We start from the raw sequence: 24,192 nt of genomic DNA, 5'->3' as shown, positions 1-24,192 counted from the left end.
AAGTGCAGGCCAAAAGAGTGACTCACCCCGGTTTCGTGGAAAGCGCCTTCTAACGATGGCTTTTATTTGGATTATCTATAAAATTTACGCCTTCATGGAAGAGACGCCGCGCGGCGGACCCGCTTTCGTCCGCAACAGCGATCTACATTTTTGTGGGAAATGCGACGAAAGATGCGGGAACGATCTAGCGGAAAGAGTCAGTAAAAATAGGATAGACGAAAAATATCTGTGAGAGCCCAATTCATCCGGGCGATTCATCGCCCCGGTCGAAGCGAACCCCAAACCAGAGAAGCGCTCCGACCAATGCGGCGCCGGCCGCCACGCCGAGGGCAACCGGCCACCCCCACCGCTCGCCGAGAAACGGGGTCAGCGTCGGCGAGAGGGTCCCGCCGAGATTCGCCCCCATGTTCATCAACCCCGACAACGCTCCCGAATGCCGATGCGACAGATCGATCGTGCTCGCCCAATAGGCGCCGACCGTGGCATAAAGGAGCCCCGCCCCCAGGGAGAGAAGAAAGATCGCCGTGTACGGCTCTTGAGCGACGGCGCCCAAGAAGATCAGCACGGCGGTGAGGAACATCCCGGCCGCGCCGACCCCCCGCCTTCCAATGCCGGGACCATATCGGTCGGTCAGCCGATCGGTGACCCATCCCCCCAAGGGGCAGAAGAGCGCCATCGCCAGGAACGGCCCGGTCGCCAAGAAAGAGCCTTTTAAAACGGTGAAATTTCGGACGTTGACCAGATAGAGAAAAAACCAAGAGAGGTAGATATAGGCGATATATCCGAGCATGGTATAGCTCAGCGTGAGAAACCAGACGGAGCGGCTTCGAAGGAGCGCCGAAAAACCGGGGGCGCGCGACGGGGCGTCGGCGGCCGGTCGTCCGATCCAGGCTGCCTCCGACTCCGTCACCCATGGATGTTCCTCCGGCCGATCCCGTGCGACGAGAAACCAGAGCGCCGCGACAAAGAGGCCGGCGGCGGCCGAAACGTAAAACGCCATCCGCCAGCCGTAGCGCCCCATCAAGAACGCCACCACCGGCGGGGTGAGGGCGGAGCCAAATCCGATGCCGCCGATCGAAACACCGATCCCCAACCCCCGCTCGGAGGGGGCGAGCCAGTTCGCCACCGCCCGGTTAAAATTCGGCAGCGCCGCCGCCTCGCCCACCCCGACCCAAAATCGGATCAACAGCAAAGAGCCGAACAGCCCAAAGAGGGATTCAAGCAGAGGGAGCCCGACGGCGGCGGTAAAAGCGGTGAAGAGCGACCACCAGAGCACCGCGGCGGTCAAAATAAAGCGCGGGCCCCAGCGATCTCCAAGCCATCCGCCCGGAATCTGGAAAAGCGCATAGCCGAAAACAAAGGCGGAAAAGGCGGCCCCCATTTCGACTGCAGAGAGGCCGAACTCCGGCATCATCTCTTTTCCGGCGATCGAAATATTGACCCGGTCGATGTAGGTGACCATGCTGATCAGAAAGAGGAGGCCGAGAATCAACCACCGGACACCCCCCCTTCTCTTCCGATCTCCGTCCACCTGGCGCTGATCCCTCGATGAATTTCTAAATGGCGAATGTCTGAATTGGAATGAATCGGTCGGTAGGTTGAACCATCGGTTTACTGTATCAGTGGCCGCTCTGGATAAACGGAATTTTCACAAGGAGTAAATAGCCGTTGAGAACGAGGAGGGTTCCGATCGAGGCGAGCGCCAGGCTGAAGTAAAAGATTGCCGGGACGTCGGATAAAATAGAAATCGACGCCATGACAATGGCGATCTGCAGCAACACCTCGGCGAAGTCAAAATAGGGATCTCTGGCGCGGAAGATATTCCTCTCCTGCTCCAGCGCCTTTGCCTCCTTCTCGATCTCTCCCTTCTCCGACTGATACCGCTTCTCCTCCTCCGTCGTCTGGGCCAGCAGCCCCTCGGTTCGTTTGCGGATATCGGGGGGCATGTTCGGACCCCGCTCGGCCAGCTCTATCTCGAGCTGCATCCGCCGCGTGCGGGTCTGATGCTCCTTGACCGATTTTGATTGATAAAATGCCCACTGGTCCGACGCCTGCTGTTGGGCCAAGAGCATCTCTTTCGTGGCGTTGCTTCCGCCGAGGCCGGCGATCGCCAACACCACGGCGAAGATTGACGTGGTCAGCGCCACCCGCCGCTCGAACGAGCGGGTTTTCATTTTCTCCAGCTCCTCCAACTTGGGGAGTTCCACTTCCGGCATCTGCTCTCTCCTGAGGACAACGTCGCTACAGATTGAGTCAGAAGTAGAGATAGCATATTCCAATAAGGGAGGCAAGCCAAACCGAATGACAACCCTTGAAACCCTCTTTTCGAAAAGGTATACTACCCTTGGTCTTTCGGGCTCTCTCGGAATAGGGCCCGCGATTTTCCGCCCGGATTTAGAATGAAGCCAACCCTGTTCGGAATGTGATGAAAAAAACCATCCAGAAGTTTTTTCGCCTTTCAAATTTGATCGGCGCGAAAGAAGCGGTCCGATTCATGATCGACGGGCGGACCAAACGGAAGAGAATCCGACAGGTCACCCTCGGCGACGAGACGCTCTACATCCGGACCGCCACCACCGATCTCAGCGTCGCCGTCAGCCATTTGATTAAACAAGAATGCGACCATATACACGATGCCGACCCGTCGGTCATCGTCGATGCCGGAGCGAATATCGGCGCCTCGGCCCTCTACTTCGCAAAGAAATATCCGAACGCAAAAGTATTTGCGATTGAGCCGGAAGAAGAGAATTTTGAAATGCTGGTCAAGAACACGAATCGATATAAAAACATCGTTCCGATCAAAGCCGCTCTGTGGGGATCCAACTGCACACGGACTATTCAAAATCGTTTCACCGGCGCGTGGGGATACACCGTGACCGAGACGACCAACAAAAGGGAGTCGACCGGTCAGCAGGTCAATTGCATCACGATCGACTCCCTTTTAAAGGACTATCACATCGACCGGATCGATATTCTAAAGATGGATATCGAGGGGGGCGAAAAGGAGGTCTTGGAGCGGGCGGAAGGGTGGATCGGCAAGGTGAAGATCATCAGCGCCGAGCTCCACGATAAAATCTGCATCGGCTGCGATCGGGCGTTTTATCTCGCCACAAAGGAATTCACCCGATTCGAAAAATTTGCGGAGAAGGTGACCGCCTATCGGAACTAAAATCCGATAACGCTGCAAAGGGACATTCCGTTCTTCCGGCATTCATTTCAGATCCCGTTTAAATATTCCTGGATCTTAAATTTCTCCTTTTGATTCATTTCTCTCATATGGGTCACCGATTGATCCTCCTTTACCCCCGGCCAACTAAAATAAAATCGATCGACATAGCTCTTTGAGAGCTCTGACGGGTTCTTATACTTTAGTTGAAGGTAGAGATAGAAAGGCTCGATCTCGGTCCCCTTGGACAGGCGAACGTCCCAACGCATCCTCGCGGACGCTTTAATCCCGGTCTCCACCGAGAACGGTCCGGCTTCAATCGGTGGTTGCGATAAATCTCGATCGATAAAATAGAGATTCAGAGTAACCTCCCCCGCGGGTGCCTGACCCCGGTTGATCGCATTGATATGAAGAAGGAAATTGATCCCCTCGAAAGTAATCTCCGGCCGATCGACCGACATCAACGGACGCGGGCGTCCGACGGCACCTCCTCCCATATCGTTTTTGGTCTCGGTGACATCCTTCATCCTCGCGAGGTCCTCTTTTGACAAGGTCCTGGGGACGGTGGAGCAGGGCTGATCCAATTCCCTGATAAAACGCTCATTGTAGTCGTTTCTCAAAAAGTTAATATCGGGGGCCTTCATTGCGGCATCCTTCGCCTGATGAATACTCTCCAGCAGGGCATTCAACACATCGACTTGAAGGGCTGCGTTTTTGAGCCGCTCTTCTCTACAGAGATATTGCGGATACTCACCGCTCGATATATAGAGGCGCTCGGCATGGCAGAGGTCGGCCGCATAGTTTGAGAGATTAAACGCTTCCTCGGGCAAACCGACCTCTGGGGGAACGCCGAGCTCACTTTCATATTGCCGAATAATATCCCCGCGGACCCGGACCTGCTGATAACGTCCGGCCATACGCTTACAATTCGTCAACGGGACGAGAAGTCCCCCCGGCGAGGTGATATATTTTGGACCACAGGCAAAAAGAAGAAAGGCGAGAAGGATAAAAGAGGTCACGAGCGCCGTCGCTTTTATCATCCGGAGGATTCCTCTGTTGTGAGCGCTTATCCGACTTTATGAATGGGGGCGCAATCGCGTCAGAAACAAGAGTGAGCGACAATTCATTTTAACGCAAACTGAACAGCGGGATACGTATTGCCGATCACATTCAGTGGAAAAGGCAGGAATCTTCTGCGGCGGTCCGGTGGCCGGAGACTCGGCCGCGATTAGGACAACTTATAATGGGGCTGAAAAGGGGGGTTCTCTCCGACCTTTTCCTTGCCTTTGATGAGATGGTGGATGTCTCTAATGACCGCCTCGAGATCCATCATCTGCTCTTGAATCCACCTTAATTCCTTCTCGGACGGCTTTTCGGATTCAGCGAGCTGCTTCTGAAGCTGCTTCAGTCTGATCTTCGCCTTCTCAGCGGCCTGAAGCAGATCGGCCAGATTTTGATCGGTAAAATCCATCCCGATTAGATACATGCCTAGTATGTTTCCCATGATGCTGTTCTCCGGGGATATTCGCGACCGATCGATGAAGGACGCTCACGTCGGCATAGAATCGCGCCCTCAAATACACGACAGGTATTTTAAGCCAGATCGGCTCGGTCTTTTGAGGCGTTTAATCTGCGGAGCGGAACCGGCCCGCCCTTCTGCTGCTCGATCTTATGATGCCGAAAAAAGAGGGACTTAAATCCTGCAAGCAATGAACCGGGAGTGTAAAAAAGAAAATGCGGTAGATAAAAGATCGGTCCTGACCAACGAACCGTCGCATCCAGATGGTGGGCGCGGCCAGAATCGAACTGGCATGAGGTTGCCCTCGGCAGTTTTTGAGACTGCTGCGTCTACCATTTCCGCCACGCGCCCGAAAGCCTTCCCTATTTAACACATCTCCCCCATTAAATCAAGAAAACGATGCTTTTTCAGTCCCTCCCTTTTTTATTATTCTGTGCCATAGGTCACTTGCATCTCAGAAGACCGTTCCCTATAATTACCAAACGCCCTTTGCTTAAGAGATGGAGGGAGGCATCGCTTTGAACCAACTGGCCGCCAAATGGCTTTTGCCGCAGCCCGGCGAGGACAAACGGGTCATCATGGCCAAAACGGCCGGCGGACTCTACTTCTCCATGGCCGCCGTCTGGGCCCTGCTGCGCCTATTCAGCCCGCCGGAGCATGCCTCCCTCTTTGCCCTTGATCTTCTCTGTTTGATCGGCAGCCTCACCGGATTTCTCTTCTTCGCCATGGACTGGCGGCGGGTCCCGTTCCGGACCTTTCATTTCACCACCGCCCTCACCCTGGTTTATATTTCTTTCTTCGTCTACTTCAGCGGCGGCGCCGCCAGTCCCTACTCCATTCTCTATTTTCTCGTGATCTTCTGGTCCTCCTTTTTCTACTCTCCAAGGGAGAATCTGATCGTCATCGGCGCCGCCACCGGCTTCACCCTCCTTCCCTACCTTTATGACCAGGGCGAGGTCCTCTCCCGCCAGATGGCGTCGGAAGTTGTCTTCTGCTTCCTTTATTTACCGGTCGGCGTCACCGTCTACCTCCTCTCCCGCCAAAAAGAGCAAGACTTTCTCCGGGAGCGGACCCTTGCGATAGAGCGGGGTCGGTTCGCCTCCCATCTCCAGACCTTGCAGCAGATCAGCCACGGCCTTACGGCGGAGTTGGAACTCAATCGGCTCCTCCAGATGATCCTCTCCGAGGGGCTGCGCCTCCTCGACTTCGAGGTCGCCGGCTTTCTCCTGTGGGATCCGGAGGAGGAGGCATTCGTGATGCGGGCCGTCGCCAACCTTCCACAAGAGATCGTGGGGCAGAAACTCCGAAGGGGGGAAGGGCTGGCCGGCCGGGTGGCGGAGGAGAAGAAGATCGTCATTATTCACGACTACATCTCGATGAATCAGCCGATGATGGGGATCACAACGCTGAATCTAAAGAGCCACATGGGAACACCGATCTTCTGGAAAGGGGAGGTGATCGGCGCCTTCAATATGGGAACCTCTCAACCGAACAAAGTCATCACGGAAACCGAGCAGGCGCTCGCCGTGATGCTCGCCCAGCATGCCGCGGCGGCGATCGCCAATGCCCGGCTTTTTCAACACTCGAACGAACAGGCGCGGCGGCAGGCCCTTCTGCATAAGATGGTCTATGCGGTCTCTTCTGAAATGTCTCCCCAGGAGGTCCTCCACCACTTGGCGCAGATTGCGGCCGAAGCGGTACGGGGAGGTTTTGCCGTTCTCCTCCTGAAAGAGGAAAAGACCCTGGTGCCGAAGGGAGCCTATCAGGTTCCACCGGTCGAGATTCCCTTTTTTGCCGAGGCCTTTAAGATTGCGACGACCGGAGAGGAGAGTCCTGCGCTCCTTGCCATCCGCGAGCGACGGGCGATCACCGTCCCCCATCTCGAATCGGAAAAAAGCATCCCGCTCCCGCTTCGGGAAGAGGCGATCCGGTTCGGCTTTGCGTCGCTCATCGCCGTTCCCCTCCTCTTTCAGGAGGAGGTCTACGGCGTGCTGGCCGTCTACTTCTCCAAATCGGGCCCCTTTCCCCCCCAGGAAATCGAAATCCTCTCCGCCATCGCCACCGAGGCGGCCAGCGCCGTCCTGCATTTAAAATGGATCGAGGAGCGGGAGCGGCACCTGGCGCGGACCGAAACCTTGCGGGAGATCGCCCAAGAGATCGGGGCCGAGTCGAATCGACGGGCGGTGCTGGACCTCGTCGTCCAGCGCGGCTGCGCACTGATGGAGATGGAAGAAGGAGGCATCCTCCTGCGACAGCGCGAGCGTCCGGGGCTGCTGCTGCAGGTATTTATGGGCGATCCCGCCGCGCAGATCGGCCGGTCGTTCGAAGCAAACGAGGTCACCGAGCCGATCCTGAGGGAAAAGCGGACGATGACCATCGAAGATCATCCAAGCCTCTTCGAGAGCCTCCCTTTTTCTCAGGGACGAACGATTCAGTCGGCGATCGGCGCGCCGATCCTCGTTCGGGGAGAGGCGGTCGGGATCCTCTTTCTACAGACGAAGCGACGCGGGAGGACCCTCGATCATGAAGACGGAAAGACGATTGAGATTCTGGCACGGTATGCGGCGATTGCGATCGAGAACGACCGATTGCATGCCGAGGCGGCCGCCCTCAACGATCAGTTCGCCCTGCTGACGAAGGAGATCAGCCTGAGTCGAAATCTGGATCAGATCTTCTTCCACATCTCGGAAGGGCTCAAACGCCATCTCCCCTTCAGCCGACTCAGCATCGGGTTATTGGATGAAGCGTATAAAGAGGTCCGCCTGCTTCGGATCGTCCATTCGGACCGGGATACGGGGATGGCCCGGTGGCCCCAGGAGAATTCCGCCATTTATTCGGTTCTCTCTCACCAGCGGCCTTTAATCTGCTCCGACCTGACCGCCTCTCAGATCTATCGGGAAGATCGCTTCCTCTTCGGGGAGGGGATCCGATCGTATGCGATCCTCCCGGTGATGTTGAGGGGAAAGGCGATCGCCACCCTGAATCTCAAAAGCGATCGGGCGGAAGAATTCTCCGAGGCACGCGTCGACTCCCTGCTCCCGTTCGCCAATCACCTCGCCCCCTTTATCGAGAATGCGCGCCTCTTCGAGGAGTTAACCGAAAAGAAAAAGGAGGCAGAGGAGGCAAGCCGGCTCAAAACCGAGTTCCTCTCGAATGTCTCGCACGAGCTGAGGACGCCGCTCAATGCGATTATCGGCTACACCCATCTTCTCTTGGCGGAGCTCTATGGACCGCTGGAAGGGCGTCAGACCCAGTCATTGAGCAGTGTGCAGCGCAACGCCCACTCGCTGCTGTCGTTGATCAACAACCTGCTCGACCTCTCCAAGATTGAAGCGGGAAAGGTCGAGACCGCCGCGGAGGAATTCGATCTCAAACACCTCCTTCTTGAGGTGTTTGAAGATATCAAGCCGCTTCTCGGCGAAAAGCGGATCGATGTCCGTTGGCGCCTGCCGCAAACCCTCTCCCCGCTGCGGAGCGATCCGCTGCGCGTCCAGCAAGTTTTCCTCAACCTTCTCTCCAATGCCATTAAATTTACGGAAAAGGGAACCATCACGATAACGGTTCGGGAAAAAACGACGCCGCGCGGCATTCTCCTCTCGATCGAAGACACCGGCATCGGAATGAAAAAAGAAGACCTCCCGACCATTTTCGATCCGTTCCGGCAGATCGACGGCTCACTCACCCGATCGGTGGAGGGAACCGGCCTCGGCCTCGCCATTGTCAAGAAATCGCTCCTCCTGATTGAGGGGACCGTGGAAGTTCAGAGCGAGTTGGGAAAAGGGTCTTGCTTCATCATCTTCCTCCCTTATCTGGAAGATCCGCTCGCCGGAGCCGAGACGCCGGCCGGATCATTCCAAAAAAGAGAAAAATCGTCCTAAACCGACGCCAGAAATCAGCAGACCGAAATGCAGAACCAAATCGGGCAATCTCCTCAGGACGAATAAGTCGTAAAGGAACCGACGCGGCGCGTTCCCCGATCACCCACCCCCCCTCCTCCCCTTGACCCCTTCCGGCAAACTCACTATAATCGCCGCCATGATTCGAGCATCCTTCTCCGCCATCGCCCTTTTTGGCTTGATCTTATCGGGCTGTTTTCTCCGCGTTCCGCCTCCCCCTCCCGAAATGGTCGCGGTCTCGGCCGGTGAATTTATTCGCGGCAGCGACAAGGTCGATGCCGACCGCCAGGGGGAAGAGTTCGGAAGCGCCAAACCGTGGTACCTCGACGAGCACCCGCAGCACAAGGTACATCTTCCTCTTTTCTATATCGACCGCCAAGAGGTGACCAACGCCCAATACAAAGCCTTTATCGATGCCACCCGCTCCCGCCCCCCCGGCTACTTCTATATTCGAAGCGTCCCGCCGGGCCGGGAAAATCATCCGGTCACCGATGTGAACTGGTACGACGCCGACCGCTACTGCCATTGGGTCGGGAAGCGCCTCCCGACCGAGGCGGAGTGGGAAAAGGCGGCGCGCGGCACCGACGGCCGCGAGTTTCCATGGGGAAATACCTACGATAATAAAAAACTAAATGCGGGAGACTCCGGCTACGGCGACATCGTCCCGGTCGGGTCGTTCAAGGCGGGGGCAAGCCCCTATGGGGCGTTGGATATGGCGGGGAACGTCTGGGAATGGACCGCCGACTGGTATCAGCCCTACCCCGGCTCGACCTACAAGAGCCCCAATTTCGGAGAGAAGCAAAAGGTCTTCCGCGGCGGAGGATGGGGGGGGCAAGGACATTTCTCCCTTCCCCTCTTTTATCGAACCACCTACCGCTCGTCAATCCCTCCCGAAGAGGGCTACGCCGACTTGGGTTTCCGCTGCGCAAAATCGCCGTAACGCGGTTGCAGCATCGCTTCCCTCCGAAATTCAACGATCTCTCTTCACCCTTTCTTGACCTTCACTAAAAATCATCATCCCGCCTAGGTGATATCCTTCGCCGGCATTCGAAGTCCCCTTGAGATAAAACGGCAACGTTCATTATCTGCAAAAGTTTTCAGCAGCCATTGGGGATGGAGTGACCTGGATCTCTCTTTTGACCTTCGACCTTGGCACTTTTATTGCTAATTAATATAGGCACAATAGGTCGCTTTATCGAACCTAATTTTAAGGAGATAAACAATGGGATATTTGTTGGCATGGCTGTTAGGCGTTCCGTTCAGTTTAATTTTAATTTGGATCTTGTTCACACGCGTGTTCTGATCTTTCCTTTTGACGCAAGGTCTACCCCAGCAATCACAAAAGGAGACGTCTATGAAAACCATCCATTTATTCACTCTGACGGCGGCCTTGGCGGCGCTCTTGATCTCCGCGGCGCCGCTGCACGCCTCTACGGACGATCGGATCGAGTCGGACGTAAGGAAGTCGTATGTGTTTAAAAATTATCTGAAGGATGACGCGATTGAAGTCCACGCAAAAAACGGGGTCGTGACCTTGGTCGGCACCGTCGCAGAGGAGCACCACCGCTCGTTGGCCGAGCTGACCATCGCCTTATTGCCGGATGTCGAACGGGTCGACAATCAGCTCAAGCTCAAGGGTGGAGATGAGGCATGGCTCGTCACCAGCGTGAAATCAGCGCTGTTGTTCAATCGAAATCTGAATGCCCGGAAGACGAAAGTGGATGCCGAAAATGGGATTGTCACCCTGCAGGGCGAGGCGGCCAGCGAAACGGAAAGGGATCTGATCGCCCAATATGTCAAAGAGGTCAAAGGGGTGAAGGCGGTCATTAATCAGATGACCGTGACCTCGAATGGGGTCAAGAATGTGGTCGATAATACAACCGTGGACGGGGCGCGCTTTACGAACAACTGAATGTGAGGGAACGGAGAGGTCTGTTAGGAATAGCGCGTACGCGGACCGATCTCTCGATATCTTTAATGGAAGGGGAGAGAAGTTTATCTCCCCTTTTCCATTAGGCGATGATTTCGGTGCCGACCCCCCGGTCGGTAAAGATTTCAAGCAGCAGGGCATGGGGAACCCGGCCATCGATAATGTGCGCCTTCTGGACCCCTCCTTCGACCGCGGTCAGAGCCGCCTCGACTTTTGGAAGCATCCCCTTGCTGATGACCCCTTTTTTGATCAGCCGTTGGACCTCTTTTCGGGAGAGGGTCGGAAGGAGCGTTCCTTTGTCATCTAAGATCCCCGACACATCGGTGAGGATCAGGAGCTTCTCGGCCGAGAGGGCCGACGCCACCTTGCCGGCGGCGAGGTCGGCGTTGATATTATAACTTCGTCCTTCTTCGTCGGCCCCGACCGGGGAGATCACCGGAATGAACCGTCCCCCTTCCAACGTCTTGAGGATCTGCGGATCGATCATTTTCACCTCGCCGACCTGGCCCATCTCCGCCTCCCCTTTCATCGGAGCGGCCTGGATCAGCGCGCCGTCTTTTCCGGAGAGGCCGACGCCGCGCCCTCCATGCCGGTTGATCAAGGTTACGATCTCTTTGTTGATCGTCCCCCCCAAGACCATCTCGACGATCTCCATCGTCTCGGCGTCGGTGACCCGGACCCCCTTCACAAATTTCGGCTCCTTCCCGAGCTTTTTCATCATCCCGGAGATCTGCGGGCCGCCGCCATGGACGATCACCGGATTCATCCCGACATACTTCATCAAAACGACATCCTCGGCAAACTGGTTCTTCAGCGCCGCCTCGGTCATCGCCGCCCCGCCGTATTTAATGACGATCGTTTTGCCGAAGAAGGCCCGGATATAGGGAAGGGCCTCGACCAAAATTTGCGCTTTCTCATTCAAGTTGCTACCCATTCTGATTGACCCTTTCAATGAAGACGGCGAGGAGCGCGTCGATATCTTCCGCCGAAAAAACCTGATACGACTCTTGGTGCTTTACCACCGTTTCGCGATGACGCTCTTTTTCCTCTTCGGGCAGATGGCTCAAATCGACCCAGCCGATTCCGTCCTGCTTCGCCACCTCCCCGATCGCTTGAAGCGCTTCGGCCGTGGCGCTTCGAAGGACCATCCAGATCCAGACGGTCTTCTTTCGAATGGAGAAAGCGAGGACAAACTCTTTGAAGGTGCTCTCAAAGGGAGAGAGGAAATAAAGACGCCGGATACACTCCCGCAGCGAATCAAGCCGTTCCGGCGCGTTCTCCGCGATAAGGATGACCGGGATGTTTTTTTGAGGTTTGGATGAAGGGGGGGACATATAAAACCAGAATTTAGAAGACAGAATTCAGAAGAAAAGATATCTTCTTTCCCGTCTGACTTCTGACTCCTTGTTCATGTTTACAAAATATACCGGCTGAGGTCTTCGTCTTTCACGACATCCCGCATCCGCTCTTGGACATGTTTGGCGTCGATGATCACCTTTTTCTCGGTCATCTCCGGCGCCTCGAAGGAGATCTGATCGAGCAGCCGCTCCATGATCGTGAAGAGGCGTCGGGCGCCGATGTTCTCCGCCCGCTCGTTGACGCTCACCGCGGTCGCCGCGATCTCTTCGATCGCGTCGCGGGTGAACTCAAGATGGATTCCCTCGGTCTCCAGGAGCGCCACATACTGCCGGGTGAGCGCATTCTGCGGCTCGGTCAAGATCCGGACGAACTCCTCCCTTCCCAACGAGGTCAGCTCCACCCGGATCGGAAAGCGCCCCTGCAGCTCCGGGATCAAATCGGACGGCTTGGCGGTGTGAAACGCGCCGGCAGCGATAAAGAGAATATGGTCGGTCTTCACGGGGCCGTATTTGGTGTTCACCGTCGAGCCTTCGACGATCGGGAGGAGATCGCGCTGAACCCCTTCGCGGGAGACGTCGGGGCCGGCCCCTTTCTCTCGGCTCGCGATCTTGTCGATCTCGTCGACGAAAATAATCCCGGCGTTCTCGGCCTGCTGGACGGCAGCGCGCACCACCTCGTCCATGTCGATCAGCTTATGCGACTCGTCTTGGGCGAGGAGCGTAAGCGCCTCAGGGACTTTGACCCGCCGCTTCTTCTTTTTCCCCGGCATCATGTTGCCGAGCATCTCCCGGAGGTTCGACTCCAGGTCTTCCATTCCGACGTTCGAGATCACCCCGATCGGCGGCATCCCTTTGTCTTTTACCTCCAGCTCAACGGCCCGCTCGTTCAACTTTCCGTCTTTGAGCTGTTGCCGGAGCTTCTCCCGGCTCTGCTCGTACGATTCGGAATAGGCGGGGGCCGCCGCTTCCCGCGTCTCGCTGAAAATACCGGGCACATGCGCCGCGGCGGGGGGAGGAAGGAGGAGATCGAGGAGGCGATCTTCAGCAAGCTTCGCCGCCTTCTCCTTCACCGTTTCGCCATGCTGGGCCTTGACCATATTGACCGAGAGCTCGACGAGATCGCGTACCATCGACTCGACATCCCGGCCGACATAGCCGACCTCGGTAAATTTCGACGCCTCGACCTTAATGAAGGGGGCGCCGGCGAGCTTGGCGAGGCGGCGCGAGATCTCCGTCTTTCCGACCCCGGTCGGGCCGATCATGATGATATTTTTCGGGAGGACCTCGTCGCGCAATTCCGGCGGCAGGTGCTGGCGCCGCCAGCGGTTTCGCAGCGCGACCGCGACCATCCGCTTCGCCTCGCGCTGGCCGATGATATATTTGTCGAGCTCTTCGACAATTTTCCGTGGAATCAAATGGCTGTAATCGTCAGCGAACATCATTTCTAGAAATCACCCCTTTTATCTTGACCTCTGCAGCCGGTTCAGGCGATCTGTTGATCCCGATTGACTCATCTGCGACACGCCACACTCACCGGAGCCGACCGCGTTATAATTCCTCGATCATAATCTCTCGATTCGTATAAATGCAAATGTCGGCGGCGATCGCCATCGCCTTCTCGACGATTCCTCGCGCATCGAGAGAAGAGTTTTCCACCAACGCCCGCGCGGCCGCCTGCGCATAGGGGCCGCCCGAGCCGATCGCCAAGATCCCGTCCTCCGGCTCGACGACGTCGCCGGTGCCGGTGACGATCAGCGAGTGATCGCGGTCGGCCACTGCGAGGAACGCCTCCAGCCGCCTTAAAATTCGATCGGTCCGCCAATCTTTTGCCAGCTCGACCGCCGCCCTTGCCAAGTTGCCGTGATATTGCTCCAGCTTTCCCTCGAACCGCTCGACGAGCGTAAAGGCATCGGCGGTGGCGCCGGCAAAGCCGGCGAGAATTTGATTATTATAGATCCGCCTGATCTTCTTGGCGTTGTGCTTCATCACCGTCTGGCCGAACGTCACCTGGCCGTCTCCCGCCATTGCCACCCGCCCGTCTTTCCGGACGCAAAGAATGGTGGTCGAGCGAATCCGCCTTGCTTCCGACTCGTTACTCATCCCGCTTCCTGTCGCTCCCCTCTCCCCGCGGATGGGCCTTGTCATACACCGCCATCAGATGGTCGAATTGAATGTGGGTATACCGCTGCGTCGTCGAAAGGCTGACATGTCCCAACATCTCTTGGACCGACCGAAGGTCGGCCCCCCCTTCCAAAAGATGGGTCGCAAAGGTATGGCGCAGGCTGTGCGGAACGGCGTTCGGCTGGTCGATCTGCCGGACATATTTCTTGACGAGCCGATCGACGCTCCGGGTCGTGATCCGTCCTCCCCGCGCGTTGCAGAAAAGCCCCTCCGCCGCGGCAGGCCGGGCCGCCAAATAAACGCGCAGCGCCTCGAGCGCCTTTCGGCCGATCGGAACGATCCGCTCTTTTCGTCCCTTTCCGAACACCTTCACCATCCCCGACACGAAATCGACATCGTCCGGCTGCAGCCCGACCAGCTCGGAAATCCGAATCCCGCTCGAATAGAATGTTTCGAGGATCGCCCGGTCCCGCAAGACGCGCCATCCCTCGCCGGCCGGCGCCGTCATCAACCCCTGGGCCTGGTCGACGGTGAGAAACTTCGGAAGCGGTTTCTCCTGTTTGGGGCTGGCCACCCGCTTGGCGGGGTTGACCGAGACCCGCCCTTCCCGAACCAAATATTGAAAGAAGGTCCGGAGGACGGCGAGCTTCCGCGCAACGGTCGTCTTCTTCGCCCCCTGCTTCTGGAGAAAGGCGAGGTAGCCGCGGATGGTCAAATGGTCGATCGAACCGAGAGAAGGCAGCTTCGATTGCTCTCTTCCCCGGTCTCCTACCAAAAAGGCACAGAACCTTTCCAGGTCGGAGAGGTAATTCCTCAAGGTGTGCGGCGAGGCGTTTTGTTCTATCGTGAGGTATCGGGTAAAATCTTCGACTGCGCGATCCATTGGCCGAGATCTCCGAGGGCGCGCTCGACCACCTTCTGATGCCGAAGCGCTTTGTTCATTTTTCCCTTCACCGCTTTGTCGGTCTGTTCCAGCGGTGGGAAGAGGCCGAAGTTGGTGTTCATCGGCTGGAAGAAGGCGGGGTGGCTCTGTGTGATGTATTGAATCAGCGCCCCATGCGCAGTCGTCTTCGGAGGGATCACCGTCTTCTCCCCCTGAAGGAGCCGCGCCGCATTGATTCCGGCCAAGCCGCCCATCGCCGCCGACTCGACATACCCCTCGACCCCGACGATCTGGCCCGCCATGAAGAGACCGGGTCGGGTCCGGATCTGGAGCGTCTCGGTCAGGAGCCGCGGTGCATTGATAAAGGTATTCCGGTGGAGGCTTCCGAGCCGGAGAAATTCGGCCTGCTCCAAGCCGGGGATCATCCGGAAAACCCGCTTCTGCTCCGGCCACTTCAGCTTCGTCTGAAAACCGACCATGTTGTAGCAGCTGCCGAACTGGTTCTCCGACCGGAGCTGGACGACGGCGAACGGCTCTTTGCCGCCCTTCGGATCGACCAGGCCGACCGGCTTCATCGGCCCGAACACCGGGGTGAGCCGCCCCCGCTCCGCCAGCACTTCGATCGGCAGACACCCTTCGAAATAGGGGACCTTCTCAAACTCCTTCGCCTCGACCTTCTCTCCCCCCATCAGCGCGGCGTAGAAGGCATCATATTGGGCCTCGTCCATCGGGCAGTTGAGGTAGTCATCCCCCCCCTTGTCGTAGCGGGAGGCGCGGAAGACGACGTCGGTGTTGATGCTCTCCGCATCGATGATCGGCGAGATGGCGTCGAAGAAATAGAGATAGTCGGCGCGGGTCAACATCCGAAGCGACGCGCCCAAACCGTCCGACGTCAGCGGGCCGGTCGCCATCACCACCACCCCCTCCGACGGGATCTCTTTGACCTCTTCATGCAAGATCGTGATTTTTGGATGGCTCCGGAGCGCGTCGGTGATCTCCTTCGAGAAAAGCGCCCGGTCGACCGCGAGCGCCGCCCCGGCCGGAACCCGCGCCGCCTCTCCCGAACGGACGATCAACGAGCCGAGCCGCCGCATCTCTTCTTTCAAGAGGCCGGGCGCGCTGTTCGGATCGAGCGAGCCGAGCGAATTGCTGCAGACCAGTTCGGCCAGATCTCCGGTTTTATGCGCCGGCGTCTGCCGGACCGGCCGCATTTCATAGAGGACAACCGAGACCCCCCGCTGCGCCGCCTGCCAGGCCGCCTCGGAGCCGGCCAAGCCCCCGCCGATGACGATGAGCTTCTTATCCGTATCAGACATGATCGATTCGATACCTATCATTAAATAAGGAGGGGCACGGCCCGCTTTAGGGTCCCGGAAGCGTTTGCTTCGGGATTCACCGTGCCCCTACAGTTAAAAGTCGTTTTTACACTGAGCGTTTGTTTATTCTACGGAAGGAGAGAGACAAAATCAACCGGCATCTTCGTAGCCGCACTCTTCGTTGCGGCAGACGACCTTCACGCCGCCGCCCGAGTCGCGCTTCTCGAGGAGGAACGGCGCCTTGCATTCGGGGCAGGCGCGGGGGGTCGGACGATCCCAGAGGGCGAATTTACATTTCGGGTAGCGATTGCAGGCGAAGAAGTTCTTTCCCCGCCGGGTCCGCTTTTCGATCAGGCTGCCGCCGCATCCCTCTTCGGGACAGGTGACGCCGGTGCTGATCGCCTTGGTGTTCTCGCATTCGGGATAACCGGAGCAGGCCATGAAGCGGCCGTACCGGCCGTTTTTGATGACCATCGGCTTGCTGCACTTCTCGCAAACCTCGTTCGTCGCAACCTCTTTCTCCACCACTTCGACTCCGTGGTCGGTCTCGACGAACTCCTTCGTATTTTTGCAGTCGGGGTAGCCGGAGCAGGCGATGAAGCGGCCGAATCGGCCCCACTTGATCACCATCGGCTTGCTGCACTTCTCGCAGGTCAGGTCGGTCGGGGTCTCCTCCCGCTTGACGTCGCGCATCTCGACCGCCGCGCGGTCGAAACTCTTGCTGAACGGCTCGTAGAAGCCACGGACCGTCTCGACCCACTCTTTTTCCCCCTCTTCAATCTCATCGAGCTCGCTCTCCATCCGGGCGGTGAACTCGACATTGACCACTTCCGGGAAGTGCTGGATCAGCAGCTCGTTGACGACCTTTCCCAATTCGGTCGGATAGAAACGCGCCTCGCGCTTCTCGATATATTTCCGATCCTGAATCGTCGAGATGATCGAGGCATAGGTGCTCGGCCGTCCGATCCCCTTCTCTTCGAGGTCATGAATGAGGAGCGCCTCATTGTACCGGGGGGGCGGCTGGGTAAAGTGCTGCTTCGGATCGAGCGATTGCAGGGTGAGGCGCTCACCGACCGTCAGCTCCGGCAGGATCACCGCCTCGTCGGAGGCCTCGTCCGCCTCCTCCCCCTCTTTTTTCTCTTGCGGGATCCCCTCTTCGGTTCCCTCCATGTAGACGATGGAGAAGCCGGGGAACTTGATGATCGAACCGGAGGCGCGGAGGAGAAAATCGCCGGCGGTGATATCGATCCGGGTGACGTCGAAGACCGCCGGGGTCATCTGGCTGGCGACGAACCGATTCCAAATCAATTTGTAGAGCATGTATTGATCGCGGGTGAGGTCGTCCTTGACCAGCTCCGGATCGCGGGCGAGCGAGGTCGGGCGGATCGCTTCATGCCCTTCCTGCGCCCCTTTTTTGCTCTTATAAACCGGAGGGGTCTCGGGGACATAGTTCTCTCCGTACTTCTCGCGGATCCACCCTGCCGTCTCTTGCTGAAAGTCGGGCGAGACGCGGACCGAGTCGGTTCTCATATAGGTGATCAGACCGACCGCCCCTTCGGCGCGGGTCTCGACCCCTTCATAGAGCTGCTGCGCCAACATCATGGTTTTCTTCGGGGTAAACCGAAGCTTCCGGGCCGCCTCTTGCTGCAGCCGGCTGGTGCTGAAAGGAGGGGTCGGATTCCGCTTCCGCTCTTTTTTCTCAATCTTAGAGACGACAAAGGTCTGGGACCGAAGGTGATCGACCACCGCCTGGGCCTGCGTCTCGTTTCCCATCTCAATCGCCGACCCGGCGCGGGAGAGGAGCCGGGCGAGGAAAGGGGGAGGGTTCGCCCCAAGCAGCTTTGCCGTTACACTCCAATATTCCACCGGAACGAACGCCTGGACAATCGCTTCCCGCTCGCAGATCAGACGGACCGCCACCGACTGAACCCGGCCGGCGGAGAGCCCCCGCCGGACCTTCTCCCACAGAAGCGGGCTGATCCGATAACCGACAATCCGATCGAGCACCCGGCGCGCCTGCTGGGCGTTCACCCGCTTCATATCAACGCTGCCGGGCGACTCCATCGCCTGCCGGATCGCCTTTTCGGTAATCTCGTTGAAAAGAACCCGGTAGACGTCGCCGTTGCGCGTCTTGAGCTCTTGGGCGATATGCCAGGCGATCGCCTCCCCTTCCCGATCGGGGTCGGGTGCAAGGTAAATTTTGTCGGCCAATTTTGCCGCCTTCTTGATCTCGGAGAGGACTTTCGCCTTTCCCTTAATCACGGCATATTCCGGCTCGAAGTCGTGATCGATGTCGATGCCGAACTTCGATTTGGGAAGGTCTTTGACATGGCCGACAGAGGCCATCACCTCGAACTTCTTCCCAAGGTATTTCGAGATCGTCTTCGCTTTGGAAGGAGATTCGACGATGACCAGCGACTTGGCTTTTTTGCCTGATTCGCCTTTCTTTTTCGTTGCTTTAGCCAATGATCCGTCCCTCTTAAATTGAAGTTCCTTTATATTCTAACATAAAACTGTCCATTGAGTTGGCGGGCCACCCCCTTGAGTTCGAGCGAGAGGAGAAGCACGGAGGTGAGGGGGATGGTCAGCGCACTCTCCTCGATCAGCCGGTCGATGTGCTTCGGCTCAAAGCTGAGGAGGTCATAAATTTTTTTCTCCCCCCCTTCGAGGTGAGGCTCCGGTGCGGCCGGTCCCCTCGGCCTCCTCCTGAGCTGCGGGAGGACCTCCTCCAGGATATCATCGATTCCTTCCACCAGCTTCGCGCCGGAGCGGATCAGTTGATGGGTCCCTCGGCTCATCTCAGAGCCGATCGAGCCCGGAACGGCGAAGACCTCGCGCCCCTGCTCCAGCGCCAGCCGGGCGGTGATCAACGAGCCGCTGTCGCGTGCCGCCTCGACCACCAGGCAACCGAGCGAGAGTCCGCTGATGATCCGGTTGCGCTGGGGAAAGTGATACGCCTCGGGCGGCGATCCCATCGGGAATTCGGAGATCACCGCCCCCTGCTCGGCGATTTCGACCGACAGCGCTTGATGCTCGGGGGGATACATCTGATCGATCCCCGATCCAAGCACCGCGATCGTCCGTCCCTTCGCCGCCAACGCCGCTTTGTGGGCAACAGCATCGATTCCCCGCGCAAAGCCGCTGACGATCGTCATCCCCTGCTCGGCCATGTCGCGGCAGAGTCGGTCTCCAACCGTCTTTCCATAGTGGGTCGGGTGCCGGGTTCCGACGACGGCGATCGGATAAGGATCGGCCTCCCCGAGCTGTCCTTTGATATAAAGGAGGGGAGGCGGATCGTGAATCGCCGCTAATAAAGGAGGATAATCAGGGTCCTGAATGGAAAGAAGTGAGATCCCTTCGGCAGAGATCTTCTCCAGCTCCAGATCGACCTGGTCAAATGCATTGAAGGTACAGATCTCCCGAGCGACTTCTTCAGAGACCCCATGGACGGTGAGCAGCGACTCCGCCGACGCGCCAAGGACCCCCTCCGGGGTTTTGAATCGATCGAGCAGCCGCCTGTAGACGACATTCCCGATTCCGGTCACCCGCTTCAATGCCAGCCAGCCGCGATACCGCTCCATCGGCCTCCCCCTTGGAGAAATGGGGGCTTATTATACAGGAGCCGGGAGGGGTGTCAAGCATGACCGCTCGCGCTAAAAGGTGAATCGAGCGCTGCCGCGTGCACGATCCTAAACCAGGGTGAAGAAAAGAGGTCACGGGGCGATGTTAAATGAAAAGACGACAGGCATGACAGGGGCTTGGAGCTGGTTTCCGGCCAAGTCGGTGATCTCGGCCGTCAAGGTGACCTGATAGGTTTTCCCTTTGCGATAATGGGTAGAGGGGGTAAAGGTCACCGTCGCACCACTGAAGGTATAGCTACCTGGGAAATCGGGCTTGTCGAACTCCGACTCGATCCGCTGGACATGGAAGGAAGTGGGCGTCACCGACGCGGGCGCGACCGCCTCGCTGAAGTCAACGCGGATGAGGAGCGGATTCTGATCGTCCGACGGGACATTGGTCGACTGATCGGTGGGATCGGTATGAACCACCGTCGGCGGGGTCGTATCGGGAGCGGCTTCGGTCCTGAAGTGTAGCTCCTGCGTCCCCCCAGTGGCTGCTCCCGAGGCAGAGCGAATCCCTACATCTAAAGTCACTGTGTATGGTGTGTCATAACTCAACGGCCCCTGTACATTAAAGACAATCGTTTGCGGATCGGGACAACTAAGGTCGGGGCAGAGAGAACCATTTACTGGGGGCGAAATTAGGAAGTGGCCCTGAACACTGTTCTTGTCAACCGGGCGGTCGAATCGAACGATGATACTCGATATATTAATAGAAACATTGGTGGCCCCGTCTGGCGGATTGCTAGTGGCTTTGTTAACCGTTGGAGGAGAATCCAGGGGCTGTGCGGTTGTAAATGTCCAGTCTGTTACATCGCTCTCAAGCGGATTTCCGGCCGCGTCTTCAATCGCAGTAGTCAATGTTACACGATAGGTTGTATTAGGCGCCAATGAATTTGTGGGGGTAAATGTGGCCTGATGCCGACTATCGTCATATCCCACTAAGCCGTCCACAGAACTTACCGGGTTAGAATTATCAACTACGACCTTAAAGCTATTTAAATTGATGGTCGCCGCGTTCATCGAATGATTAAAGGTAGCCTGGATGGTAGTATTTGTTGGAACGTTTTGCGCATTTACATCAGGGGATTTGCTGGATATCACGGGCGCATCGACCGTCGTGAACGACCAGCCTGGGTCAGCCAGATTATTCCCGGCCAGGTCTTTGATCGCACTCCCTGGAATCACAGGATTTTTCAATAAAACCCTATAGACGGTATTATATTTTAAATGAGAAGCCGGAACAAAAGTCGCTTTATTCAATGTGGCATCATAATTAATCTGTCCAGCCGGATTGCCCGATTGACTTGTAACAATAAAATTGCCGGTCAACGTTGCCGAGTCGATTGGCTCGCTGAATGTCACCGTGATTGGGCTCCTCACCGGAACGGAGACTGCATCCGGAGCAGGCGTTCTAGCCGAAACCGTCGGCGGAGTGGTATCTATATTCAGCGTCGTAAAGGACCAATTCGTATCGCTCGGTGTCGCATTGCCGCTGAGATCGGTGACCCCGCTTTTCACGGCGACATTATAAGTTTTATTAGATTCAAGAAGCGCTGTCGGAGCCAGCGTGCCGGTTTTTGAATTCTGGTCGTAAGTAAAGGTCGTCGGGATAGTCGCCCCGGTCAGATCGTTCAGGATAAACCGGGTGCGGAGACTCGAGTCATCGACATTCTCATCGAACGTGACCGAGATCTTCGTATTGGTGGCAACGCCGGTTGCTTTGTCGGCTGGAATTTCAGTAACAACCCGAGGGGGAGCCGTGTCCGGGTTTCGGCGGGTCGTGAACTCCCAGGTCTGATCGGCGGCGAGCGGATTTCCAGCCGCATCGGTGATTCCTTTTGTGAGGGTCACCTGATAGGTTGTGGAGAAGGCAAGCGGCTTTGAAGGGGTCAGCCTGGCCCGGTGGGTTGCATCGTCGTAGACAATCGCCCCGGTGATTCCTTTAACAAAAAAGGTCTGCGCGTTGAGGGTGCTGGGGTTGATCGATTCTGAAAAAATGACGAGGATCGGCGCATCGACCGGAACATCTGTGTCACTGTCCTGAGGAATGGTTGAGATGACGGTGGGAGCCGTCGTATCGTTTCCCGGTGTCCCTTCCGTGCTGAAAGACCAGGTGAAGTTGGATGAGAGGGCGACCCCGTCGAGGTCTTTGATTCCGGTGGTCAGCACGGCGCTGTACTGCTTTCCCTTCCCCAAGGGCTGGCTCGGCTTGAAGACGGCGGTGTCATCTTCATAGGTCACCGCGCCGGCCATCTGACCCGTCGTATCAAGGATAAAAAAGTTCTTCTCGTTCACCGTGACCGGATCGACCTTGGTCGAGAATTTTGCCTGAACCGAAGAATCAACGGGAACGTTGGTCGCCTGATCGGCGGGGTTCACCGCGGCGACCCCCGGACCGGCCGGCTGGCCTCCGCCGCCGCTTCCACAGGCGGAAAGAAAAAGCGCGGCGAGCAACAGCAATAATTGGAACCGTGTTCTTTGGAACAATGTATCCCCCCTACGGCAGGCCGGCTGGCCTACAGCAGGGAGGGAAAATTGCAATAACGGGGCCGATTGATTTATCAATTGTCAACGATTCTGTGTATAGAGGGGGAGATGGCAAACAGTAGGTTATGCAATTACCTTCCTAAAACATGCAAAATATATCATTCAGACATGAGAGGATAGAACGATCGGGTGGGAAAGGACACCCACCCGACCCACCTGATTAAAGGGTTACGATGTCGTATTGTTCGATGTGGAGGTTGGAATCGGCTTTGATGATAATCTTTTTATGATATTCCCGCTCCAACTCCTCGACCCCATGCCGCTCTTCGTCATAGAGGAGATTCGCGACGGTCGGATGAACCCCGATGATGATCTTTTTATCCCTCGGAGAAGATCCGATCCGGCGAATTTCCCGGAAAATCTCGTAGCACATCGTGGTCGGCGACTTGGTGTAGCCTCTCCCCTCGCAATAGGGACAGGGCTCGCAGAGAATTCTTAAAATGTCTTCCCGCGTCCGCTCGCGCGACATCTGGACCAGCCCCAGCTCCGAGATCTTCAAAATGTGCGTCCGGGCTTTGTCGCTGCTCATCGCGTCATGGAGTGCGTTGAAGACCTTCTCTCGGTTCTTCTCCTTTTCCATGTCGATGAAATCGATGATAATGATCCCGCCGATGTTCCGGAGGCGGAGCTGATAGGAAATCTCCTTGACCGCTTCCAAATTGGTCTTTAAGATTGTCTCTTCGAGGTCGCGTTTGCCGACGTAGCGGCCGGTGTTGACATCGATGACGGTGAGCGCCTCGGCGTGATCGACGACGATGTATCCACCCGACTTCAACCAGACCCGCCGGTTCTTCGCCTTGGAGATCTCCATCTCCAGACCATAGGCGTCGTAGATCGGCTCATCTTTGTCCCAGAGCTCCACACGGGTGAGGAAAGTGGGAAGGTAGGTGCCGACGAACTCCTTGATCCGCTCATATTCCAATTTTGAATCGATCGTCAGCTTATCGACATCTTTGGTAAAGAGGTCGCGGACGGTCCGAAAGACCAGGTCCAAATCGGTGTGAAGCAGCACCGGCGCGGGAAGTTTCTCACGCTTCTTGAGAATGTTCTGCCAGACCACTTCCAAAAATTCGATGTCCTGCTTAAATTCTTCCTCTGTGATGCCATCGCTGACGGTCCGGACGATATAGCCGGCCCCCGGCTTTCTGAGCCGCATGATCATGTCTTTGAGCCGATGACGTTCATCGTCCCGCCCAATCCGGCGGGAGACGCCGACATGGTTCACCGTCGGCATATAAACGAGGTAGCGGCCAGGAAGCGAGATGTACGTCGTGACGCGCGGGCCTTTGGTCCCGATCGGCTCCTTCGACACCTGAACGACCACCTCCTGCCCTTCTTGAAGCAGGTCCTCGATCGTCTGAGAGCCCCCCTTTTTCGGACGGGTCATGACCGGCACTTGGGTTGCCGTTTCGGCATTCTCGTCGAATTCGAGCGGCTCTTCCTCAACCTCCTCGGCCTCTTCCATCATATGGGAGTAGTCGTCCATGTTGGTCATTACATCGGCGACATAGAGGAACGCGGCCTTTTCCGTGGCGATATCGACGAAAGCGGCCTGCATCCCCGGCAGCACTTTGACCACTTTTCCTTTATAGACATTGCCGACGATGCCGCGGTCTTTCTTTCGGTCAAAATAAAGTTCGGTTACGATTTTGTTTTCGAGCAGCGCCACCCGGGTCTCTTCGCGGGTAGAATTAATGACAATCTCTATCGACATAGTAATCCTCTTAAAATGGCAGAAAGGGTGGGATAAGGGGAACGTTAAAAGCGTGGAGAGGGTTCGATCCGCGACGCGACCGCCGGTTTCTTCAGTGTCGTTTTTCCGCTCCGTCCCCC

At 57.0% G+C, this 24,192-nt stretch carries 17 protein-coding genes, 1 tRNA gene and 1 pseudogene; 4 read left to right on the top strand and 15 right to left on the bottom strand.

The annotated features are described in order from the left end of the window. Positions 1-241: 241 nt before the first annotated feature. Positions 242-1,531: an MFS transporter gene (locus HY282_01260; GenBank protein ID MBI3802376.1), complete on the bottom strand. Its 1,290-nt coding sequence runs from the start codon at positions 1,529-1,531 to the stop codon at positions 242-244. An 88-nt stretch (positions 1,532-1,619) separates the two neighbouring features. After that, complete coding sequence (locus tag HY282_01255; GenBank protein MBI3802375.1) at positions 1,620-2,216, bottom strand: DUF4337 domain-containing protein; 597 nt, start codon at positions 2,214-2,216, stop codon at positions 1,620-1,622. A gap of 209 nt (positions 2,217-2,425) precedes the next feature. Here HY282_01255 and HY282_01250 point away from each other — a divergent pair, with 209 nt between their 5' ends. Next, a complete protein-coding gene (locus HY282_01250) occupies positions 2,426-3,169 on the top strand; it encodes an FkbM family methyltransferase (GenBank protein MBI3802374.1) in 744 nt (247 codons plus the stop codon). A 47-nt stretch (positions 3,170-3,216) separates the two neighbouring features. Here the strand turns inward: HY282_01250 and HY282_01245 are convergent, their stop codons facing one another. The 3 genes from HY282_01245 to HY282_01235 all read right to left on the bottom strand — a co-directional run bounded on the left by HY282_01245 (position 3,217) and on the right by HY282_01235 (position 5,036). Then, complete coding sequence (locus HY282_01245) at positions 3,217-4,206, bottom strand: hypothetical protein (GenBank protein MBI3802373.1); 990 nt, start codon at positions 4,204-4,206, stop codon at positions 3,217-3,219. 188 nt (positions 4,207-4,394) lie between these two features. After that, a complete protein-coding gene (locus HY282_01240) occupies positions 4,395-4,670 on the bottom strand; it encodes a hypothetical protein (GenBank protein MBI3802372.1) in 276 nt (91 codons plus the stop codon). 279 nt (positions 4,671-4,949) lie between these two features. Then, positions 4,950-5,036 (bottom strand) — tRNA-Leu (locus HY282_01235). Positions 5,037-5,203: 167 nt separating this feature from the next. Here HY282_01235 and HY282_01230 point away from each other — a divergent pair. The 3 genes from HY282_01230 to HY282_01220 all read left to right on the top strand — a co-directional run bounded on the left by HY282_01230 (position 5,204) and on the right by HY282_01220 (position 10,493). Continuing rightward, positions 5,204-8,563, top strand: a complete 3,360-nt coding sequence (locus HY282_01230; protein ID MBI3802371.1) for a GAF domain-containing protein — start codon at positions 5,204-5,206, stop codon at positions 8,561-8,563. A gap of 157 nt (positions 8,564-8,720) precedes the next feature. Then, a complete protein-coding gene (locus HY282_01225; GenBank protein MBI3802370.1) occupies positions 8,721-9,521 on the top strand; it encodes an SUMF1/EgtB/PvdO family nonheme iron enzyme in 801 nt (266 codons plus the stop codon). Between the two features lie 414 nt (positions 9,522-9,935). Then, positions 9,936-10,493, top strand: coding sequence for a BON domain-containing protein (locus HY282_01220; protein MBI3802369.1), 558 nt, complete (start codon positions 9,936-9,938; stop codon positions 10,491-10,493). Positions 10,494-10,593: 100 nt separating this feature from the next. Here HY282_01220 and argB read toward each other — a convergent pair whose 3' ends face one another. The 10 genes and pseudogenes from argB to HY282_01170 all read right to left on the bottom strand — a co-directional run bounded on the left by argB (position 10,594) and on the right by HY282_01170 (position 24,073). Further along, entirely contained in the window at positions 10,594-11,445 is an 852-nt protein-coding gene (gene argB / locus HY282_01215; protein MBI3802368.1) for an acetylglutamate kinase, read from the bottom strand. Then, positions 11,438-11,845 carry a hypothetical protein gene (locus tag HY282_01210; GenBank protein ID MBI3802367.1) on the bottom strand — a complete coding sequence of 136 codons (408 nt, stop codon included), beginning with the start codon at positions 11,843-11,845 and terminating at the stop codon, positions 11,438-11,440. Before HY282_01210 ends, argB begins: the two co-directional genes overlap by 8 nt. 80 nt (positions 11,846-11,925) lie before the next feature. Continuing rightward, complete coding sequence (gene hslU, locus HY282_01205) at positions 11,926-13,308, bottom strand: ATP-dependent protease ATPase subunit HslU (protein ID MBI3802366.1); 1,383 nt, start codon at positions 13,306-13,308, stop codon at positions 11,926-11,928. Positions 13,309-13,417: 109 nt separating this feature from the next. Further along, positions 13,418-13,969 carry an ATP-dependent protease subunit HslV gene (gene hslV, locus HY282_01200; GenBank protein MBI3802365.1) on the bottom strand — a complete coding sequence of 184 codons (552 nt, stop codon included), beginning with the start codon at positions 13,967-13,969 and terminating at the stop codon, positions 13,418-13,420. Beyond that, positions 13,962-14,873 carry a tyrosine recombinase XerC gene (xerC, locus tag HY282_01195; GenBank protein ID MBI3802364.1) on the bottom strand — a complete coding sequence of 304 codons (912 nt, stop codon included), beginning with the start codon at positions 14,871-14,873 and terminating at the stop codon, positions 13,962-13,964. The genes hslV and xerC overlap by 8 nt, the downstream gene beginning before the upstream one ends. Further along, positions 14,831-16,189, bottom strand: coding sequence for a methylenetetrahydrofolate--tRNA-(uracil(54)-C(5))-methyltransferase (FADH(2)-oxidizing) TrmFO (gene trmFO / locus HY282_01190; protein ID MBI3802363.1), 1,359 nt, complete (start codon positions 16,187-16,189; stop codon positions 14,831-14,833). Before trmFO ends, xerC begins: the two co-directional genes overlap by 43 nt. Positions 16,190-16,339: 150 nt before the next feature. Beyond that, a pseudogene (gene topA, locus HY282_01185) lies at positions 16,340-18,613 on the bottom strand (type I DNA topoisomerase). Between the two features lie 71 nt (positions 18,614-18,684). Beyond that, a complete protein-coding gene (gene dprA, locus HY282_01180; protein MBI3802362.1) occupies positions 18,685-19,770 on the bottom strand; it encodes a DNA-protecting protein DprA in 1,086 nt (361 codons plus the stop codon). A 132-nt stretch (positions 19,771-19,902) separates the two neighbouring features. Then, positions 19,903-22,299, bottom strand: a complete 2,397-nt coding sequence (locus tag HY282_01175; GenBank protein MBI3802361.1) for an Ig-like domain-containing protein — start codon at positions 22,297-22,299, stop codon at positions 19,903-19,905. 220 nt (positions 22,300-22,519) lie between these two features. Beyond that, positions 22,520-24,073, bottom strand: a complete 1,554-nt coding sequence (locus HY282_01170) for an Rne/Rng family ribonuclease (protein ID MBI3802360.1) — start codon at positions 24,071-24,073, stop codon at positions 22,520-22,522. Positions 24,074-24,192 lie beyond the last annotated feature (119 nt).

The organism is Candidatus Manganitrophaceae bacterium, from assembly GCA_016200325.1.
In the GTDB taxonomy this organism is placed as follows: domain Bacteria; phylum Nitrospirota; class Nitrospiria; order SBBL01; family Manganitrophaceae; genus Manganitrophus.
This window is presented reverse-complemented; position numbering and strand designations above follow the sequence as displayed.

Bases quoted from the DNA above. Each gene is read 5' to 3' on its own strand.
- HY282_01255 (MBI3802375.1), bottom strand. From the start codon at position 2,216: ATGCCGGAAGTGGAACTCCCCAAGTTGGAGGAGCTGGAGAAAATGAAA.
- HY282_01250 (MBI3802374.1), top strand. From the start codon at position 2,426: ATGAAAAAAACCATCCAGAAGTTTTTTCGCCTTTCAAATTTGATCGGC.
- HY282_01245 (MBI3802373.1), bottom strand. From the start codon at position 4,206: ATGATAAAAGCGACGGCGCTCGTGACCTCTTTTATCCTTCTCGCCTTT.
- HY282_01240 (MBI3802372.1), bottom strand. From the start codon at position 4,670: ATGGGAAACATACTAGGCATGTATCTAATCGGGATGGATTTTACCGAT.
- HY282_01225 (MBI3802370.1), top strand. From the start codon at position 8,721: ATGATTCGAGCATCCTTCTCCGCCATCGCCCTTTTTGGCTTGATCTTA.
- HY282_01220 (MBI3802369.1), top strand. From the start codon at position 9,936: ATGAAAACCATCCATTTATTCACTCTGACGGCGGCCTTGGCGGCGCTC.
- argB (MBI3802368.1), bottom strand. From the start codon at position 11,445: ATGGGTAGCAACTTGAATGAGAAAGCGCAAATTTTGGTCGAGGCCCTT.
- HY282_01210 (MBI3802367.1), bottom strand. From the start codon at position 11,845: ATGTCCCCCCCTTCATCCAAACCTCAAAAAAACATCCCGGTCATCCTT.
- hslU (MBI3802366.1), bottom strand. From the start codon at position 13,308: ATGTTCGCTGACGATTACAGCCATTTGATTCCACGGAAAATTGTCGAA.
- hslV (MBI3802365.1), bottom strand. From the start codon at position 13,969: ATGAGTAACGAGTCGGAAGCAAGGCGGATTCGCTCGACCACCATTCTT.
- xerC (MBI3802364.1), bottom strand. From the start codon at position 14,873: ATGGATCGCGCAGTCGAAGATTTTACCCGATACCTCACGATAGAACAA.
- trmFO (MBI3802363.1), bottom strand. From the start codon at position 16,189: ATGTCTGATACGGATAAGAAGCTCATCGTCATCGGCGGGGGCTTGGCC.
- dprA (MBI3802362.1), bottom strand. From the start codon at position 19,770: ATGGAGCGGTATCGCGGCTGGCTGGCATTGAAGCGGGTGACCGGAATC.
- HY282_01170 (MBI3802360.1), bottom strand. From the start codon at position 24,073: ATGTCGATAGAGATTGTCATTAATTCTACCCGCGAAGAGACCCGGGTG.